Genomic DNA, 16988 nt, shown 5'->3' on the forward strand with positions numbered 1-16988 from the left:
CAGGTCGCGCCCCGTCCTGCCGTCCTCCATCACCCGCCGGCGCTCGGATCCGATGGGAGCGGGCAGGGTGCCCGGTCACAGAGCGTTCACACGACGGGTTCGGGTCCGGTCACGGGCCGGCCGTATCCTGCTGGGCACGTCAGGGGACGGGCGCCGCGCCACCGGGGTGCGCGCCGGGGAGGACGAGCGCACATGGCCGGACCATCGAGGCGACGCAGGCCGCGTGCCGCACCGTTCGACACCACCACGCAGTTCGTCACGATCCACGGCCATCGCCGCGCCTACCGGGTGTGCGGATCGGGGCCGGCGCTGCTGTTGCTCCACGGCATCGGCGACAGCTCGGCCAGCTGGGTGCCCCTGATGCGCACCCTCGCCGAGCAGTACACGGTGATCGCCCCGGACCTCCTGGGCCACGGCGAGTCCGACAAGCCCCGCGCCGACTACTCGGTCGCCGCCTACGCCAACGGCATGCGCGACCTGCTCGACGTGCTGGGCATCGACAAGGCCACGGTGGTGGGCCACTCGCTCGGCGGGGGCGTCGCCGCCCAGATGACCTACCAGCACCCCACCCGCGTCGAGCGCCTGGCGCTGGTGTCGAGCGGCGGCGTGTCGCGCGAGGTCAGCCCGTTCCTGCGCCTGGCGTCGACGCCGGCTGCCGACCTGTTCCTCCCGTTCCTGCGGTTCCCGCCGGTGCGGCTGACGGCGATGGCCGGGATCGAGCTGCTGCGCCGCAGCGGCACCGACATGGGCCGCGACGCCGAGGAGCTGAGCCGCGTGCTCGACGCGCTGCCCGACGTCGCCGCCCGGGGCGCGTTCTCGCGGACCCTGCGGTCGGTCGTCGACTGGCGGGGCCAGGTCGTCACGATGCTCGACCGCAGCTACCTCGCCGAGGCCATGCCCGTCCTGCTCATCTGGGGTGCGCACGACGCGGTGATCCCCGTCGCCCACGCCCAGATCGCCCACGAGATGATGCCCGGCAGCCAGCTGGAGATCTTCGCCGACGCCGGCCACTTCCCGCACCACCAGGACCCCGAGCGCTTCGTCGAGCTGCTCAACGGCTTCATCGCCACCACCGACCCGGTCACGTTCAACCGCAACCGCTGGCGCCGGCTCCTCCGCGAGGGCCGGGCCGGCGGCGAGGCGGCGGAGGCCGCTGGCGCCGCGGCCGATGCCGCGGTCAGCAACGTGGTCCCCATCCGGGGCGAGTCGGCCAGCTGACCCGGGCGGGTCAGGAGGTGGTGGTCCGGGCCGGATCGTCGCCCAGGTCGCCGAGGTCGGGGTCGTCGTCGAGATCCGGGTTGCGCTCGCCCCCAGGGGCGGTGGGCTCGATAACGGCGGGGAGCGGGGCGCGGACCACCGCGCCGGCCGGCACGTCGCGGCTGACCACGGCGTTGGCGCCGATGAGCGCCCCGGCGCCCACGGTGATGGGACCGACCACGACGGCACCCGCGCCGAGCTCGACGTCGTCGCCGATGGTGGGGCAGCCGGTGGTGTCGCCCGGACCGCGCCGGATGTTGCCGATGGTGACGTTGTGGCGCAGCATCACGTTGGCCCCCAGGACCGTGCCGGTGTTCACCACCAGGCCCTGGCCGTGGCGGATGCGCAGCCCCGGGCCGGCCACGACCTGGGCGGGGAGCTCCACGCCGAGCACCCACTCGACGACCACCCGGTAGGTCAGCAGGACGGGCAGCACGAAGAGGCGCTTGAACAGCGAGCCCTGCCCGAACCGGCGAGCCTCGGAGGCCACCCGGTACGAGACCACCAGCAGCAGGCCCTTGGGGTCGTGCTTGTTGGCGGCGATGTCGGCCAGCAGCACGTCGCTGGGCGACGGGTCGGACGGGGGAGCGGCCATGGGTGACGGTCTACCGCACGGGTGGCGAGTCGGGACGACGCAGGAGGGCGAATCCGCCCCGCCCCGACCCACCGACTGCACCAACCGTCCTCGGCGGCGATCGTGACGCCACTGGCCCGGAAACCCTCGCGCGGTCGCTGGGGGGCCTCCGGGCTGTGGGCCGGAAGGGGGTGCGGCGGTAGCCTCGTGCCATGCCTGAGCCCCTCGAGTCCTCCATCGGTGTCGGTGTCCTCCACCTGTTCTGCACGGTCGGCGAGGGGACGGATCGGGCGGCCATCGAGGCGGCGGTGAAGGCGGCCCAGGCCGACGACCTCCAGGTCGTCCCCGTCGCCGTGCTGGGCCACAAGGCCGACATCGCCTTCATGGCGCTGGGCAAGGACTGGTGGCGCCTCAAGTCGTTCCAGACGGCGCTGAGCGTCGCCGGGCTCACCATCATCGACTCGTACCTGTCGATGACCGAGCTGTCCGAGTACGCCCAGGGCCTGCCCGAGCAGATGGCCAACGCCCGCCTGTACCCCGTGCTGCCGCCGGATGGCATGAGCGCCTGGTGCTTCTACCCCATGTCGAAGAAGCGGGAGCGCAAGGCCAACTGGTTCACGCTGCCCTACGACGAGCGCAAGGAGCTGATGATGGAGCACGGCGCCAGCGGACGGAAGTTCGCCGGCCGCATCGTCCAGCTCATCACCGGGTCCGCCGGCGTCGACGACTACGAGTGGGGCGTCACGCTGTTCGCCCAGAAGCCCGACGACCTCAAGGAGGTCGTCTACAAGATGCGCTTCGACGAGGCGTCGGCCAAGTACGCCGACTTCGGCCAGTTCATCTCGGGGGCGGTGGGCTCCCTCACCGAGGTGCTCGACGCTGCCGGCGTCCCGGACTGATCCGCAGGTCCGTGCCGTCCACCGTCGCGCTCCCGTCGTGACCGCCGTCGACGCTCCGGCGCTGTCGCCCGAGGTGGGCGAGGCGTACGCGCGCCTGCGAGCCGTCACCCACGAGATCGGGCCGATGGTGGTGGCGTTCTCGGGCGGCGCCGACTCCGCCCTGGTGGCATGGGTGGCGCACGACGTGCTCGGGCCGGCGGGCGCCACTGCGGTCACCGCCGTGTCGGCCTCGCTCGCCGGAGCGGAGCACGCCGACTGCGAGGCGCTCGCCGCCGAGTGGGGCCTGACCTGGCAGCCCGTGGTGACCCACGAGCTCGAGAACCCCAGCTACGTCGCCAACGAAGGCGACCGCTGCTACTGGTGCAAGACCGCGCTGATCGATGCCGTCGGCCCGCTGGCCGAGGCGGCGGGCGCCACCGTGGTGCTGGGCGTCAACGTCGACGACCTCGGCGATCACCGGCCCGGCCAGCAGGCGGCGGCCGAGCGGGGGGCGCGCTTCCCGCTGGTGGAGGCCGGCTTCACCAAGGCCATGGTGCGGGAGCTCAGCCGCCACCTGGGCCTGCGCACGGCCGACAAGCCGGCGGCGGCCTGCCTGGCCAGCCGGATCCCGTACGGCACGCCCGTCTCCCTCGGCGTGCTGGCCGAGGTCGAGGCGGCCGAGGCGGCGCTGAAGGCGCTCGGGTTCGGCGAGCTGCGGGTGCGTCACTACCGCGATCTGGCCCGGCTCGAGGTCCCGGTCGACCGCCTGGCCGAGGTGGTCGAGCGGCGCACCGAGGTGGTCGACGCGGTCCGATCGGCCGGGTACCGGTACGTCACGCTCGACCTCGAAGGCTTCCGCTCCGGGAACCTGAACCTCGCTCTCGGTGGTCCTTCCGCTACCTGACGCGATACGCAGTGTGGCATTCTGACCGCACTGCGTGAGAAGCCCGTGACCGGGTGCGAAATATCGCTCAAAGTGGTGAATTTGTCGCTCTCTGCGCTCAAGCGCCGCGCCGGCCGCGCCGTAACCAACAACGTCAGAACTGGACGTTCACGAAGTTGGTAAGGCGATGTTCACCCACCCCAAGTCCCCGCTCGCTGGTCGAGCCCTCCTCGCCGGTCTGGTGATGCTCGGCCTGGCGGCCTGCCAGCCCGCCGCCCAGGCCGAGGTCCCCGGCTCCGGTGGTTCCGGCGGCGCCGGCGGCGCGGTGGTCACCACCACCACGGCCGCCCCCGCGGTCACCACCACCACGGCGGCTCCGATCACTCCGACCACCACGACCACCACGGCGGTGCCGTCGGGGTTGGCGGGCTGGAAGCTCGTCGGCGGCGATGAGTTCAACGACACGGCGCTCGACGGGTCGAGGTGGCAGCCGTATCACTCGAACTACGGCAGCTCGAACCTGGAGCTGGAGTGCAACACGCCCAACAACGTGTCCGAGTCGGCCGGCTCGCTGCGGATCGTGGCCAAGAAGCAGGCCGTCACCTGCCCCAGCGGTGGGGCCATGAACTACACGTCGGGGTTCGTCGGGTCCCGTGAGACCGGCACCTACTACCCGCGCTACGCCCGCTTCGAGATGCGCGCCAAGCTGCCCCACGCCCAGGGCCTGTGGCCGGCGTTCTGGCTGCGCCACCACAACGGGGCCGGCACGGCCGAGGTCGACATCATGGAGTACTTCCACTCCCAGGTGCCGGGCAAGACCACCCAGACGCTGCACCTCGACGGGGTCAGCAACGTGTCGAAGAAGACCACGGCGTTCGAGAACCCGGCCAACAAGCCCGGCTTCCACACGTGGGCGGTGGAGATCACCCCCGATCCCGCCGGCGTGCGCTTCACCTTCTACGTCGACGACGTCCAGGTCCACACCTACGTCGATGCCAAGCACGCCTGGACCAGCTCGGCCGATGCCGCCTCCACCTGGGACATCGCGTTGAACCTGGCCGTCGGCGGTCGCTGGGTCGGCAGCCCCGACGGCACGCTCGGCTACCTCGACCAGCTCAACCGGTGCAGCATCGCCGGCACCGCCCCGGGCAGCTGCTCCACCAGCGGCATCAACCGGGTCGACTGGAGCGACCCCGCCGACGAGACCTACCAGATCGACTACGTCCGGGTGTACACCCCGGCCTGATCGCCGTCGATCTCGACCCCTCGCTTCCTGACACTCGCCCGCGAGGGCCTCGACGCCCGCCCGCCGCTCTCCAGCCGGGCGGGCGTCTCGCGTCCGGGCGTTCACCGGTCGGCGGCCGGTACCATCGCCCCGTGGCTGAACAGGGTGCGACCGATGGGCTGACGATCCTGGGGGCCACGGTGCGCCACCCCGTGGAGCACCTCGAGACCTTCCCGGCCCCCGACGGCTGCACCAAGGTGCGGTTCACGTGCGAGGAGGTCACCTCGATGTGCCCGGTCACCGAGCAGCCCGACCTGTCCACCGTGGTCATCACCTACGAGCCGGGCGCCCGCTGCATCGAGTCGAAGTCGCTCAAGCTCTACCTCTGGTCGTTCCGCGACGCCGCCGTGTTCGCCGAGCAGATGGCCGTCGACATCGCCACCGAGGTCACCCGGGCCGCCGCGCCCACGTGGGTCGAGGTCCACGTCACCCAGCGCGCCCGCGGCGGCATCGAGACCGAGACCTTCGCCCGCCTCCCGTAGCGGAGGATCAGGTGGCGGGGCCGCGGTAGATGGCGCCGCTGGTGGGCGTCTCGGCCACGTCGACGGCGCTCAGGCCCGGGAGGGCGGGGGCCAGGCGGTCCCAGATCCAGATGGCCAAGACCTCGGCCGTTGGGTTCTCGAGGCCGGTGATCCCGTTGAGGTCGTGGTGGTCGAGCTCGCTCAGGACGGACGCGAACGCGGCGGACAGGTCGGCGAAGTCGGCCACCCAGCCCGACTCGGCGCCGACCGGGCCGGTCACGGTGATCGTCACCTGGTAGCCGTGGCCGTGGACGCGGGCGCACTTGTGCCCGGGAGCCACGTTGGGCAGGTGGTGGGCGGCTTCGAAGGTGAAGCGCTTGTAGATCTCCATCAGGGGATTCCTAGGTACTTGTGGGTCTGGACGCTGAGGCGCCAGCGCGGGTGGGCCAGGCAGTGGGCGATGGCGGCCTTGGTGTTGGCGTCGCGGTCGGGACCGTCCATCGGCTGCAGGAAGAGGTGCTCGAACTCGAGGTGCTCGACCATGGCGGGCGTGAGCAGGGGCTGCGGGTAGACGAGCTTGAGCTCGTGGCCGCGGGTGAGCACCAGGTCGGCCCCGGCCTTCGGGCTCATGCAGATCCAGTCGATCCCGTCGGGTGGCAGCAGGGTGCCGTTGGTCTCGATGGCGATGCGGAAGCCGCGGGCGTGGAGGGCGTCGACGAGGTCGTCGTCGAGCTGGAGCAGGGGCTCGCCACCGGTGCAGACGACGAGGCGGTTTCCGTCGGCGGCGTCGCCCGTCCAGGTGGCGGCGACGTGGTCGGCGAGGCTCGCGGCGGTCTTGAACTGGCCGCCGCCGGGGCCGTCGGTGCCGACGAAGTCGGTGTCGCAGAACTGGCAGATGGCGAGGTGGCGGTGCTCCTCGCGGCCGGTCCAGAGGTTGCAGCCGCTGAAGCGGCAGAACACGGCGGGCGACCCGGCTTGGGCGCCTTCGCCTTGGAGGGTCAGGAAGACCTCTTTGACCAGGTAGGTCATGCGGGTGCGGCGCCGGGCTGGTACCGGGTGGGGTCGTCGAGGCCGGCTTGGACGAACCCCTGGTGGCGGAGGTGGCAGGCGTCGCAGCGGCCGCAGGCGTTGCCGTCGTCGTCGGCGTCGTAGCAGGACGTGGTGATCGAGTAGTCGACGCCGAGCTCGGTACCGGCGGTGGAGATCTGGGCCTTGGTCATCTCCATGAGCGGGGCGTGGATGGTGACCTGGGTGCTGCCCTCGACGCCGGTCTTGGTGGCGAGGCGGGCCAGGTCCTGGAACGCGGCGACGAACTCGGGGCGGCAGTCGGGGTAGCCCGAGTAGTCGAGGGCGTTGACCCCGATGAAGATGTCCGACGATCCGATCACCTCGGCGAAGGCCAGGGCGAACGACAAGAAGATGGTGTTGCGGGCGGGCACGTAGGTGACGGGGATGCCGTCGTCGGCCTCATCGGGCGAGTCGTGCTTGGGCACCTCGATCGACGAGTCCGTGAGCGCCGAGCCGCCGAACGCCCCCAGGTCGATGTTGATGATCCGGTGGTCCACGATACCCGCCACCGCCGCGACGGCCTTCGCCGACTCGAGCTCGACCGTGTGCCGCTGCCCGTACGAGAACGACAGGGCGTGCACGTCGTACCCGTCGCGCTGCGCCATGGCCACGACGGTGGACGAATCGAGCCCACCGGAGAGCAGGACGACAGCAGGCTTGGGCATCAGGACGGTTCCTCGGGATCGACGGCGGTGGTTGCGGCCGGGGCAGCGATCCAGCGTAGGGGAGCCCCGCCAACCTGGGCGGTTCGGCGAACGTCCGGGCGGTGGGCCCTGCTGCCGCGGTCGGCGTCGCCTGCGATTCGGACATCAGAAGGCATCGAAACGGACAGAGAGGGCTTCGTTGTCATACCCCCTTCGTATGATCAGGGCATGGTTTTTGCCGTCTCCGATCCTCGTGCGCAGGCAGTGTTCGCTGGCCTCGACGCGGCGTTCGATGCGCTCGATGCGCTCGAGCTGGACCCGGGGTCGATCATGGAGGCCGCGGCGCTGGCCCGGAGGGTGGAGCGGTACGGGCGGCGGATGCGGTCCAAGCAGATCGACGTGATCGAGACCATCGAGGAGCGAGGTCTGCACCTCGTCGATGGCCATGCGTCCGGCCGGGTGATGGTCGGGCTCGTCAGCCACCTGTCGGAGCCGGAGGCCAAGCGGCGGGACCGGGCTCGACGGATGTTCGCGGCCATGCCGGCCGTGAAGCTCGCCCTCGCCACGGGCCGCATCGGGGCGTGCCAGGTGGACCGGATCTCGCTGGTGTACGTGAACCCCCGCGTGCAGGCGGAGCTCGTCAAGATCGACGCCCAGGTCGCTCAGCTCGCGGCGGTGCTCGAGTACGCGGAGCTCGACCGGCGGCTCACGAACTGGGTGCGGATGGTCGACGAGGACGGCACCGCCGATCGAGCTCGGCGGGCCCACGAGAACCGTCGCGCGCGGCTGCTGCAGGACTTCGATGGAGGCTGGGAGCTGCTGTGCCTCGTCGGCGGCCTGACCGGAGCGCAGATGCACGCGATCTTCCGGGCGTTCGTCGAGGCCGAGTTCCAGGCCGATTGGGCGGAGGCTCGCGATGTCCATGGCGAGGCGACCACGGTCGAGCACCTGGCGCGCACGTTCGACCAGCGCGACGCCGATGCGGTGGCGCGGATCTTCGAGCTCGCCGCCAACGCGTTCGCCGCGACGCCCGGCGGTGCGCCCATCGACCTGACGATCGTCATGGACAACGAGACCTTCGAGCGTGAGGCCCGCCGCGCCGCCGGAGCGAACGTCGAGCCCCGGCCGGTCCCAGATCTCGGACCGCTTCCCGACGACGCGGACATGGCTCCTCGCGCAGGCGATGCGGAGACCGCCGCACCAGACGCCGCGCCCACCGAGCCGTCGTGCGGTGGACACGACGCGGGCGGGAGCGACGAGGCCACGGGTCACGACCCGGCAGACCACCCCGGGCGGGAGTTCCGCTGCGAGACGGGCGCAGGGCACCCCATCGACCCCACCGAGGCGTTCGCCAACGCCTTCGCCGGGCGCATCCGACGTGCGGTGGTCGGATGGGACGGCGTCGTGCTCGACATGAGCGGGCTCCACAAGCTCTTCACCGGACCGCTCCGAGAAGCCGTCATGCTCTCCTCGGTCGCCTGCTACTGGCCCGGATGCGGCGTCAAGATCGCCCACTGCCAGGCCGATCACCTGCAGCCGAGACGCAGCGGCGGGAGAACCAACCCCGGAAACGGGGGACCCGCGTGCGGGAGGCACAACCGGCTCAAGGAACACGGCTTCACCGTCCGCCGAGACCAGCGCGGCCGCCTCCACGTCTACCGCCCCGACGGCACCGAGATCGACCACTGATCCTGGGCGCGTCGGCGCGCCCGTGCTCAGGCAGGCGGAGGGGCGGCGCGGTCGACGAGGTGCTGGCGGGCCTTCTGGAGGTGGCGGTAGAAGCTCGACCGGCTCATGTGCAGCTCGCGCTGGGCCACGCCGTGGCCGCCGTCGGGGTCGAGGTAGGTGCGCTCGATCGCCCGGCGGAGCTCCTGGTCCGGCGCCGAGGGCCCGAACGCCGCGTCGATCGACTGGCGGACGACCTCCCGGACGGCCTCGGCGCGCTCGGCCTCGTCGTCGCCGGCGTCAGCGGGGGCCAGCGGGCTGGCGGCCAGGGCGACGTCGTCGTGGAACGAGCGGAGGGCAGCCACCAGCGCCAGGGCCTGGACGCCCGCCTGGGGTGAGGGCTCCACCTGCTGCTCCATGAGGACCAGGTTGTAGATCTGGCCGACCGCCCCGTCGGGACCGAAGTCGGTCATGATCGTCGAGAGCTCGCGCTCATCGTCGTGGCGGCGCAGCTCGGGCACGTCCTGGTAGCCCAGGGGCGCGGTGCCGTCGTGCTCGTTCCACGCGGTGGCGGTCACGTACACGTACCGAGGGGTCCTCACCGCGCCTGCCGCCAGGGCGCCGGCGTTGCCGACCCGGATCACCTCGGCGATCGCGGCGGCGTCGTCAGGGTCCTCCATGATGATCGTGTCGTGCATGTGCCCCGACTCGGCCAGGCGGCCGGCGGCGCGCGCGTGGCGCAGGAACGGGCCGGTCTCGATGTCGTCCTCGGCCCACGGCGGCATCTCGTCGGCCATGCAGATGACCGACATGGCCACCAGCTCGCCCGTGGCCCGGCGCACCGTGATGGCCTGGTTCGGCTGCTCCTCGCACCAGCGGCGGAAGCGGGCGAACCACGCCGTGCCGCCGGCGCCCGTGAACGCCTCGACGGTCTCGACATCGCCCGGCCGGGGGTGGTCGGCGTAGTGGGTGGTGCTCGCGTCGAAGCTCAGGCGCAGCTCGGGGTGCTCGACCAGGCTGGCGAGCTCGAGGACGATCATCGGGTCCTCGGTGAGCGCCCGCTTGCGCAGGTGGTCGGCCACGCGGACCACGGTGGTGCGGTAGCGGTCGGGATCGGTGTTGCGCAGGCGGGACCGCAGCGCGCTCCGGACGAGCCGGTGCAGGGTGGTGCGCTGGCCGAGCGGCTCCGACACCGACAGCGCCCGCAGCTGGGCCAGGCCCGTCCGCGTGGCCCGGCCCGGCAGCACCGCTGCCAGGAGCCGGGCATCGACGGCGGGGGCGATGCAGGCCACGTCGAGCACGTCGGGATCGACCCCGGCGAGCTCCCGGCCGCCGAGGCGGGCGACGATCACGTCGTCGAGCCCGCCATCGGTCGTGTCTGCCCCCACGTTGGCGCGCAGCTCGCTGTCGACCGGTGTGCCGCGCAGGTTGGCTCCGACGGTGAGCGCCAGCGGGTACCCGGCGGCCCACGTGAGGAGCTGCTCGACGACGGTGGCATCGGTGATGTCGTAGCGCTCGAGCAGCTCCCGTCCCTCGGCGATCGTCAGGGGGCGGAGGGCCACCTCCACCGAGATGGCCTCGAGCCCTTGATCGAACCACTCCCGGCCCGGGGGCCGGCGTCCCGCCAGCACGACCACGCTCGACGCCGGCAGCGTCGAGCGGATCAGGCTGCGGAGCTCGAAGCGCAGGGGGGCCAGCTCGTCGACCTCGTCGATGATGAGCACCGAGCCTTCAGCGTCGGCGCGGGCCACCTCGGCGGCGAGCACATCCGGTGCGGGCGCCACCAGGCGGCCGTCGAGGTGGACCACCTCGCGACCCCGGTCGCGGGCCTGGCGCTCGATGGCGCGCAGCAGCGCGCTCTTGCCCACGCCGCCGGGCCCGTGGACGTGGACGATGCGGTGGGAGCTGGTGCCGGTGACGGCGGCGTCGACCAGGTCGAGCGCCCGGCGCCGCCCCACGAACCGCTCGGCGTCGAGCTGCTCTGCCACCTCGCCGAGACGTTCCTGTGCGACCACTGCGGCAACGTACCAGGACAGATGTCCTGCTTCGGCCGATGATCAGACGGTCTTGGGCGCCGACGAGGCGCTGCGGTTGCCGCGGGCGTCGACGGCCCGGACGGTGTACTGCGTGCCGGCCGGCGCATCCGGATCGACGTAGGTGAGGGTGGCCGACGAGGCCGTGGCGATGACGCGGCCGTTGCGGATCACGTCGTAGGTCACGGCGCCGCTGGCATCGGTCGCGGCGGTCCAGGTGACCTTGCGGCTGGTGCCGGTGCTGGCCACCGCGACCGAGCCCGGGGTGGTGGGCGCCGTGGCGTCGAGCGGGCAGAACCGGGCGAACCCGCCGAGCCAGTCGGTGGCGGCGTTGCCCGAGTACGCCCCTCGGTCCAGGTCGCCGCCGACCCACAGGCAGCCCCGGCTGTCGCTGTCGATGGCCCAGACGCCTTCGCCGCTGGCGCCCTTGAGCGACGCCGGGAACCACGACGTGTCGTAGGTCCACGTGGCGGTGTCGATCGCCCCGACCAGGTTGATGGACTCGATCGTGCGGAACGACGGCGGCGAGGTGTACGAGTTGGTCCCCTCGTAGATCCACCCGCCGCAGTGGCACCCGATGTAGGCCTTGGCCCCCACGAGCTTGATGACCTGGGTGTCCCCGCCGGGCTTGGTGATGTCGGAGTCGATCAGCGTGGTCCGGGTCTTGTTCCAGAGCTGGGTGCTGTGCTGGGAGCCACCGACCAGGAGCCGGTCGCCCAGGTCGGCCACGGCCTGCTGGTAGCGGTTGGACGTGGTGGTGCCGGTCGACGGCCTCCACGCGCCGGTGCCGGCGACGGGAGCGCCGGTGGAGAGGGAGGTGATGCCGAAGTTGCCGTGGGTGGTGCTGCCGTTGATCGAGGTGAAGTACCCGGCGACGAGCACCCGCGTGCTGTCGTTGGTGACCGAGACGTCGACCGCCGATCCGTTCAGCTTCGGCCGCCACGTGCCGAGGGCGCCGTTGGCGGTGCTGATGCTCATGGCGTGGGCGATCGCGACGGGGACCGTGTCGGTGCCGGCGACGACGCGGTCGAAGGTGCCGGCGGCGTAGATCCACGAGCCGCGCAGGTCGAGCGTGCGGACGCGCCACGCCGTGCCGCCCACGCGACTGACGCGGGCCTTCCAACCTGCGATCACGGCGCCGGTGGTGGGGTCGAGCGCGGCCAGGCCTCGGGTGTTCACGACGCCGTTCACGCTGGTGAAGTCGCCGGCGATGATCAGCTTGTTGTCGGCGGTGAGGACCATGTCCCAGACCCGTCCCGCGATGACCGGGCGGAAGGTGCTGATCCAGTTGCCGTCGAGGTCGAACGCAGCGAGCGACGGCTGGGCGACAGGGGCGGCGCCGGGGCCGTGCTGCACGCCGGTGAAGCGCCCGCCCACGAAGACCCGCGTGCCGGTGGCCTTCACGGCGAGCACGTTGGTGTTCCACGGCTCGACGGTCTGCTCGCCGGTGTGGTTCAGGCCGACCACGCCCCACGGCGCCAGCTCGCTGCGGTCCTTCAGGCCCGCCGGCTCGGGCGAGGCGCCGTAGCCGCTCAGCGGGATGGCCGGTGGGTTGAGCGAGTTGCCGAGGCGGGGCCGCAGCCACACTCGGGTGAACGGGATGGCGTAGGCGTTCGACGACTGGCGCCACAGGTAGCTGGTGGCGCTGGTGGACCCGGCGGGTGCCCCGCTGCCGAAGGTGAAGCCGGCCTGGTTGTCGTTGTTCGACCAGGCCCAGGTGAACAGGCGCTTGGTGCCCTGGACGCCCGCCAGCTTGTTGGTGGTCTGGCCGGCGATGTCGGTCTCGAACGTGTCCCGGGTGTTGGAGCCGGCGTAGGAGGTGCCGTCGATCGTGATCTTGTTGAGCAGCTGGCCGCCGCTCCACATCCAGGTCCACTTCGAGAAGCGGGGGAACATCTTGATCTGCTGCTTGGTGGTGCCCGCGGTGTTGGTGGAGCGCTCGACGCGGATGCCGTCACCCAGGTTGGCGGGCGAGGCGCCGTTGATGAGCCCGGTGATGGTCGGGTTGTCGAGCGCGGCCGGCGCGAACGCGGCGGAGCCGGTGACGGGGCTGCGGACGGCGGAGGCGCCCTGCTGGCCGGTGGGCGAGAACGTCCAGCCCTCCCGGCCCCGGGCGATCAGGACCCAGCCGCCGCCCTCGGTGGTCATGTCGCAGTAGAACTGCGCCGGCCGGTCCATGGCGGGGGTGTAGAGCCAGTACGTGCCCGACGGGCTCGAGGGGAGGGCTCGGATGATCCCGTAGCACGATGCGCCGGCGGTGGCCGCGGTGGTGCCGTCGCCGGCCGCGGCGACCGCGGCGGCGGCCTGGTCGTCCTGGCCGCCGCGCACCACGGTGACCACGGCAGCCAGCGTGGCCACCGCCACCAGGGCGAGGAGCAGGCGCGATCGTCCAGCCTTGGTTCCATCCATCCGGGAACCCATCGGCCGGATCCGCCTGATCTTCAGTGCGCCCCTGGTCAGGGCTGGCCGGTGAGCTTGAGGTCCATGGACAGGTCGCCGCTCCAGCGGTCGCTGTTGTGGACCTCGACCGCGATCACGTTGGCGCCGGCGTGGAAGGCCGACGACGGGATCGTGAACTGCACGGGCGTCTTCTCGGCCGTGCGGTCCGAGATGATGGTCGACGACGGCGTGGCGAACGCGATGGGCCCGGCGGGCAGGTTGTCCCGGCCGATCTCGACGCCGTTGACGTACAGGACGGCACCGTCGTCACGGATCAGGTTGGCGACGATGGAGGTGAACGCCGTCGGATCGCTGACGTCGACCGTGGTGCGGAAGTAGGCGGTCAGCGGCCGGGGCGTCGGAGCCGTCGAGATGACGGTCTTCTCGTCGTTGTCGCCGTAGCCGAGCTCACCGGGACCGGTGGCCCAGGTGCTGTCGTCGAACGCGGCGTCCGCCCATCCGGTGGCCGGGCCGCCCTCGGCGTAGAACCAGTGCCACGAGGCGCCGTAGGCCAGGAGGTTGGGGTTGGCGACCAGCCCGAGGTTGGCGGTGTTGGAGGCCGCGGTGTTGCCGTCCATGTCGAACGCCGTCACGACGTACGCGTGGGGCACGGCGGGGTCGGCGGTGGTGTCGAGGTAGCCGACCGAGGTGGGTCCGGTCACGGCGAGCGGCTGGCCGTCGCGGGTGATCGAGTAGCCGCCGAGCGCCAGGTCGTCGGTCGACGAGGTCCACGCCAGGTTGGTCCCGGCGGTGGTGGCGCCGACGGTGAGCGAGGGGGCGGAGGGTGCGGTGGTGTCGCCGCCGGGGCCGTAGAGCGTGGCTTGGAGGTCGAACACCGAGCGGCCGGCGCCGGCGGTCACCGAGTGGACCTCGACCGCGATCGAGTTGGTGCCGGCCGCGAGGAGCGAGCCGGGAACCGTCACGGTCTTGGTGGTGCTCTCGTCGGCGGTGGCCAGGTAGCTGGCGGCCGGGGTGGTGGCGGTGATGGCGCCGGCGGGCATGTTCAGGCGACCGGCCTCGACGCCGTTCACGTAGACCACGGCTCCCTGCATCTCGTACAGCTTCAGGTCGAGCGTCTTCACCGACGCCGGGTCGGCCACGGTGAAGGTGCGGCGGAAGTACTGCGTGAGCGGCTTCGTGGCGCCGATCGTGGTGGCGATGTCGGTGCGGCCGCGGCCGAGCTTGCCGTTGCCGGCCGGCCACGGCGCGTCGGCGAAGCCGGTGGCCCGCCAGGCCGTGCCCTGGTCGACGCCGGTGTCGAGGTACTTCCAGCTGGTGCCGAAGAGGACGGGCTGGGCGATCACCGGCGAGGGGCCGTTGAGGTTAATGGGTGCCGGCGACGCCGAACGGTTGCCCCGGGTGTCGGCGGCGCGGACCGTGTAGCGGTGGCTGCCGGCGACCTCGGGATCGGTGTAGGTGGTGCCGTAGACCGTGCCGATGACCCGGTCGTCGCGGTACACGTCGTAGGCGACGGTGCCGCTGGCGTCGGTGGAGGCGCCCCACTTGAGGATCACGCTCGAGCCCGAGGTGCTGGAGGTGAGGTTGGTGGGTGCGGAGGGCGGGGTGACGTCCTCGGCGCAGAAGCGGGCGAAGCCGCCGAGCCAGTCGGCACCGGCGTTGCCGGAGTAGGCGCCGCGGACGAGGTCGCCGCCGACCCACAGGCAGCCGCGGCTGTCCTTGTCGATGGCCCACACGCCCTCACCCGAGGCGCCCTTGAGCGCCGAGGGGTACCACGACGTGTCGTAGGTGAACGTGGCGGCGTCCCACTGGCCGACGAGGTTGATGGGCTGGACGGATCGGAACCCGCTGGGCGAGGAGTAGTTGTTCGTGCCCTCGTAGACCCAGTTGCCGCAGTGGCAGCCCATGTAGACCTTGCCGTCGACGGCATCGAGGGCCTGGGTGTCGCCGCCCTGCTTGGTGATGGTGGAGTCGAGCAGCTTGGTGCGGTTCCAGTCGTACACCTGGTTGTCGTGCTCGGAGCCGCCGACCATGACGCGGCCGTCGCCCAGGTCGGCCACGGCCTGCTGGTACTTGGCCTTGGCGCCGATCGAGGGCTGCCACGGGCCGAGCCCACTGATGGGGGCACCGGTGGCGGTGTCGACGATGCCGAAGTAGCCCTGGTTGGTGTCGCCGTTGATGCTCGTGAAGTACCCAGCCATGAGGACCCGGGTGCCGTCGTCGGTGACCTGGAGGCGGACGGTCGAGCCGTTGGGGCGGGGCCGCCACGTGGTGGGCGAGCCGTCGGCGGCGCTGACGCCGACCGCGTTGGTGACCGAGATCGGGCTCCAGGTGCCGCCGACGACCCGGTTGAAGTTGCCGGCGGCGTAGACGACGCCGTTGCGCACGTCGAGCGCCCGGACGAACGATCGGGTGCCGTCGGCCCGGGAGGCGTTGGCCTTCCAGGTGGTGATCGAGGCGCCGGTCACCGGATCGAGGGCGGCGAGGCCCTGCGTGTTGGGCTGGCCGTTCACGCTCGTGAAGTCGCCGGCGATGATCAGCTTGTTGTCGGCGGTGAGGGCGATGTCCCAGACCCGGCCGGCGATCTGCGGGCGGAACGTCGAGATGAAGTTGCCGTCGAGGTCGAACGCGGCCAGCGAGGGCTGGGCGATCGGCGAGGCGGCCGGGCCGTTCTGGACCCCCGTGAACCGGCCGCCGATGAAGGTGCGGTCGGCCGTGACCTTCATCGCCAGGACGTTCGTCTTGTACGGCTCGATGTTGGGCTCGTTCGTGTGGTCGATGCCGACCACGCCCCAGTTGGCGTACTCGGAGCGGTTCTTCAGGGTGGCGGGCTTGGAGGTGGCGGTGAAGCCGGCGGCCGGGATCGGGCTGAAGCCGGCTGCGCTGTTCAGGATCTGCGGCCGGATCCACACCCGGCTGAACGGGATGGGGCTGCCTTCGCTGCCTGACGTCCAGAGGAAGTTGGTGCTGCTGCTGGAGCCGCCGTTCACTCCGCTGCCGAGCGAGAAGCCGGCCTTGCTGGCGTGGCTGGTCCAGGCCCAGGTGAACAGGCGCTTGGTGCCCTGCTGGCCGGAGAGGGCGTTGGTGGTCTGGCCGGCGGTGCTGGCGGAGGTGTCGTAGGTGTTGGAGCCGTTGTAGGTGGTGGTGTCGATGACCACCTTGTTGAGCAGCTGGCCCGCGGCGAAGCTCCAGGTCCAGTCCTTGTACTTGGGGAACAGCTTCACGTTCTGGCGGGTGGTGCCGGTGGTGTTGGTGGCCCGCTCGACGCGGATGCCGTCGGCGAGCGTGTCGACGGTCTGGCCGTTGAGCAGGGCCTGGATGGTGGCGCTGTCGAGGGCGGCGGGGGAGAAGGCGCCGCTGCCATCGGTGGTGGTGCGCACGGTGGCCGCGCTGCCCTGGCCGAACGGGTTGAAGGTCCAGCCCTGGCGACCGCGGCCGAGCAGGACCCAGCCACCGCCGTCCGTGGTCATGTCGCAGGCGAACTGCTGTGGACGCTCGAGGGCGGCGGTGTTGAGCCAGTAGGTGCCGCTGGCGCTCGACGGGTACTGCTGCTTGATGCCCCAGCACGAGGCCCCGGCGGTGGCGGCGGTGGTGCCGTCACCGGCCGCGGCGGTGGCGGCCTGCGCCCCGTCGCCGCTGACCAGGACGAAGGCAGGGACCATGACGAGGAGCCCGACGAGGGCTGCTCCGAACGTGGTCCGCTTGGTGGGTCGTCGATTGCGCATCGCTGGTGGTGCCTCCCGCGTCCCTTGCACACGGAGCGTGTGCAGTTCGGGACGATGTCACGCTTCGTGGCAGGGTAGGGGCTTTCACGGAGCGTGACAAGTCGGCCTTCTTCACCAC

Annotated in this window: 13 protein-coding genes; 6 read left to right on the plus strand and 7 right to left on the minus strand. The window is 71.6% G+C overall.

Annotated elements, in window-relative coordinates:
- Nucleotides 1-192: 192 nt before the first annotated feature.
- Nucleotides 193-1218 (plus strand): alpha/beta fold hydrolase, encoded by a 1026-nt coding sequence (locus tag ACPPVX_RS14015; protein WP_426571180.1) that lies wholly within the window; start codon nt 193-195, stop codon nt 1216-1218.
- 10 nt (nt 1219-1228) lie between these two features.
- Here the strand turns inward: ACPPVX_RS14015 and ACPPVX_RS14020 are convergent, their stop codons facing one another.
- The gene (locus tag ACPPVX_RS14020; protein ID WP_426571181.1) at nt 1229-1852 is read right to left on the minus strand and encodes a serine O-acetyltransferase; all 624 of its coding nucleotides are present in this window, start codon (nt 1850-1852) and stop codon (nt 1229-1231) included.
- A gap of 191 nt (nt 1853-2043) precedes the next feature.
- On the opposite strand from ACPPVX_RS14020, the gene ACPPVX_RS14025 reads away from it, so the two are divergent.
- The 4 genes from ACPPVX_RS14025 (at nt 2044) to queF (ending at nt 5359) form a co-directional block, all read left to right on the plus strand.
- Nucleotides 2044-2730 (plus strand): chlorite dismutase family protein, encoded by a 687-nt coding sequence (locus ACPPVX_RS14025; protein WP_426571182.1) that lies wholly within the window; start codon nt 2044-2046, stop codon nt 2728-2730.
- A gap of 37 nt (nt 2731-2767) precedes the next feature.
- The gene (gene larE / locus ACPPVX_RS14030; protein ID WP_426571183.1) at nt 2768-3613 is read left to right on the plus strand and encodes an ATP-dependent sacrificial sulfur transferase LarE; all 846 of its coding nucleotides are present in this window, start codon (nt 2768-2770) and stop codon (nt 3611-3613) included.
- Between the two features lie 166 nt (nt 3614-3779).
- Nucleotides 3780-4838 carry a glycoside hydrolase family 16 protein gene (locus ACPPVX_RS14035; protein ID WP_426571184.1) on the plus strand — a complete coding sequence of 353 codons (1059 nt, stop codon included), beginning with the start codon at nt 3780-3782 and terminating at the stop codon, nt 4836-4838.
- 131 nt (nt 4839-4969) lie between these two features.
- Nucleotides 4970-5359, plus strand: coding sequence for a preQ(1) synthase (gene queF, locus ACPPVX_RS14040; protein WP_426571185.1), 390 nt, complete (start codon nt 4970-4972; stop codon nt 5357-5359).
- A 7-nt stretch (nt 5360-5366) separates the two neighbouring features.
- Here queF and queD read toward each other — a convergent pair whose 3' ends face one another.
- From queD to queC, 3 genes are read right to left on the minus strand one after another with little or no spacing between them, the layout of a single operon-like run.
- Nucleotides 5367-5729, minus strand: coding sequence for a 6-carboxytetrahydropterin synthase QueD (gene queD / locus ACPPVX_RS14045; protein ID WP_426571186.1), 363 nt, complete (start codon nt 5727-5729; stop codon nt 5367-5369).
- The gene (gene queE, locus ACPPVX_RS14050) at nt 5729-6367 is read right to left on the minus strand and encodes a 7-carboxy-7-deazaguanine synthase (protein ID WP_426571187.1); all 639 of its coding nucleotides are present in this window, start codon (nt 6365-6367) and stop codon (nt 5729-5731) included. The genes queD and queE overlap by 1 nt, the downstream gene beginning before the upstream one ends.
- A complete protein-coding gene (queC, locus tag ACPPVX_RS14055) occupies nt 6364-7071 on the minus strand; it encodes a 7-cyano-7-deazaguanine synthase QueC (RefSeq protein WP_426571188.1) in 708 nt (235 codons plus the stop codon). The genes queE and queC overlap by 4 nt, the downstream gene beginning before the upstream one ends.
- A 207-nt stretch (nt 7072-7278) precedes the next feature.
- On the opposite strand from queC, the gene ACPPVX_RS14060 reads away from it, so the two are divergent.
- Nucleotides 7279-8739, plus strand: coding sequence for a hypothetical protein (locus ACPPVX_RS14060; RefSeq protein ID WP_426571189.1), 1461 nt, complete (start codon nt 7279-7281; stop codon nt 8737-8739).
- 26 nt (nt 8740-8765) lie between these two features.
- Here the strand turns inward: ACPPVX_RS14060 and ACPPVX_RS14065 are convergent, their stop codons facing one another.
- Genes ACPPVX_RS14065 through ACPPVX_RS14075 form a run of 3 tightly spaced genes read right to left on the minus strand, consistent with a single transcriptional unit; the run spans nt 8766 to nt 16870 of the window.
- Nucleotides 8766-10730, minus strand: coding sequence for an ATP-binding protein (locus ACPPVX_RS14065; RefSeq protein ID WP_426571190.1), 1965 nt, complete (start codon nt 10728-10730; stop codon nt 8766-8768).
- A 42-nt stretch (nt 10731-10772) separates the two neighbouring features.
- A complete protein-coding gene (locus ACPPVX_RS14070; protein WP_426571191.1) occupies nt 10773-13157 on the minus strand; it encodes a fibrinogen-like YCDxxxxGGGW domain-containing protein in 2385 nt (794 codons plus the stop codon).
- Between the two features lie 47 nt (nt 13158-13204).
- The gene (locus tag ACPPVX_RS14075) at nt 13205-16870 is read right to left on the minus strand and encodes a fibrinogen-like YCDxxxxGGGW domain-containing protein (RefSeq protein WP_426571192.1); all 3666 of its coding nucleotides are present in this window, start codon (nt 16868-16870) and stop codon (nt 13205-13207) included.
- Nucleotides 16871-16988 lie beyond the last annotated feature (118 nt).

It is taken from the genome of Aquihabitans sp. McL0605 (assembly GCF_049993875.1).
Taxonomy (GTDB): Bacteria; Actinomycetota; Acidimicrobiia; order Acidimicrobiales; family Iamiaceae; genus Aquihabitans.

What these genes read in the sequence shown, in the direction of transcription:
- queE (WP_426571187.1), bottom strand. Translation starts at nt 6,367, where the DNA reads ATGACCTACCTGGTCAAAGAGGTCTTCCTGACCCTCCAAGGCGAAGGC.
- ACPPVX_RS14025 (WP_426571182.1), top strand. Translation starts at nt 2,044, where the DNA reads ATGCCTGAGCCCCTCGAGTCCTCCATCGGTGTCGGTGTCCTCCACCTG.
- queD (WP_426571186.1), bottom strand. Translation starts at nt 5,729, where the DNA reads ATGGAGATCTACAAGCGCTTCACCTTCGAAGCCGCCCACCACCTGCCC.
- queC (WP_426571188.1), bottom strand. Translation starts at nt 7,071, where the DNA reads ATGCCCAAGCCTGCTGTCGTCCTGCTCTCCGGTGGGCTCGATTCGTCC.
- ACPPVX_RS14075 (WP_426571192.1), bottom strand. Translation starts at nt 16,870, where the DNA reads ATGCGCAATCGACGACCCACCAAGCGGACCACGTTCGGAGCAGCCCTC.
- ACPPVX_RS14060 (WP_426571189.1), top strand. Translation starts at nt 7,279, where the DNA reads ATGGTTTTTGCCGTCTCCGATCCTCGTGCGCAGGCAGTGTTCGCTGGC.
- ACPPVX_RS14015 (WP_426571180.1), top strand. Translation starts at nt 193, where the DNA reads ATGGCCGGACCATCGAGGCGACGCAGGCCGCGTGCCGCACCGTTCGAC.
- ACPPVX_RS14070 (WP_426571191.1), bottom strand. Translation starts at nt 13,157, where the DNA reads ATGGATGGAACCAAGGCTGGACGATCGCGCCTGCTCCTCGCCCTGGTG.
- ACPPVX_RS14035 (WP_426571184.1), top strand. Translation starts at nt 3,780, where the DNA reads ATGTTCACCCACCCCAAGTCCCCGCTCGCTGGTCGAGCCCTCCTCGCC.
- ACPPVX_RS14020 (WP_426571181.1), bottom strand. Translation starts at nt 1,852, where the DNA reads ATGGCCGCTCCCCCGTCCGACCCGTCGCCCAGCGACGTGCTGCTGGCC.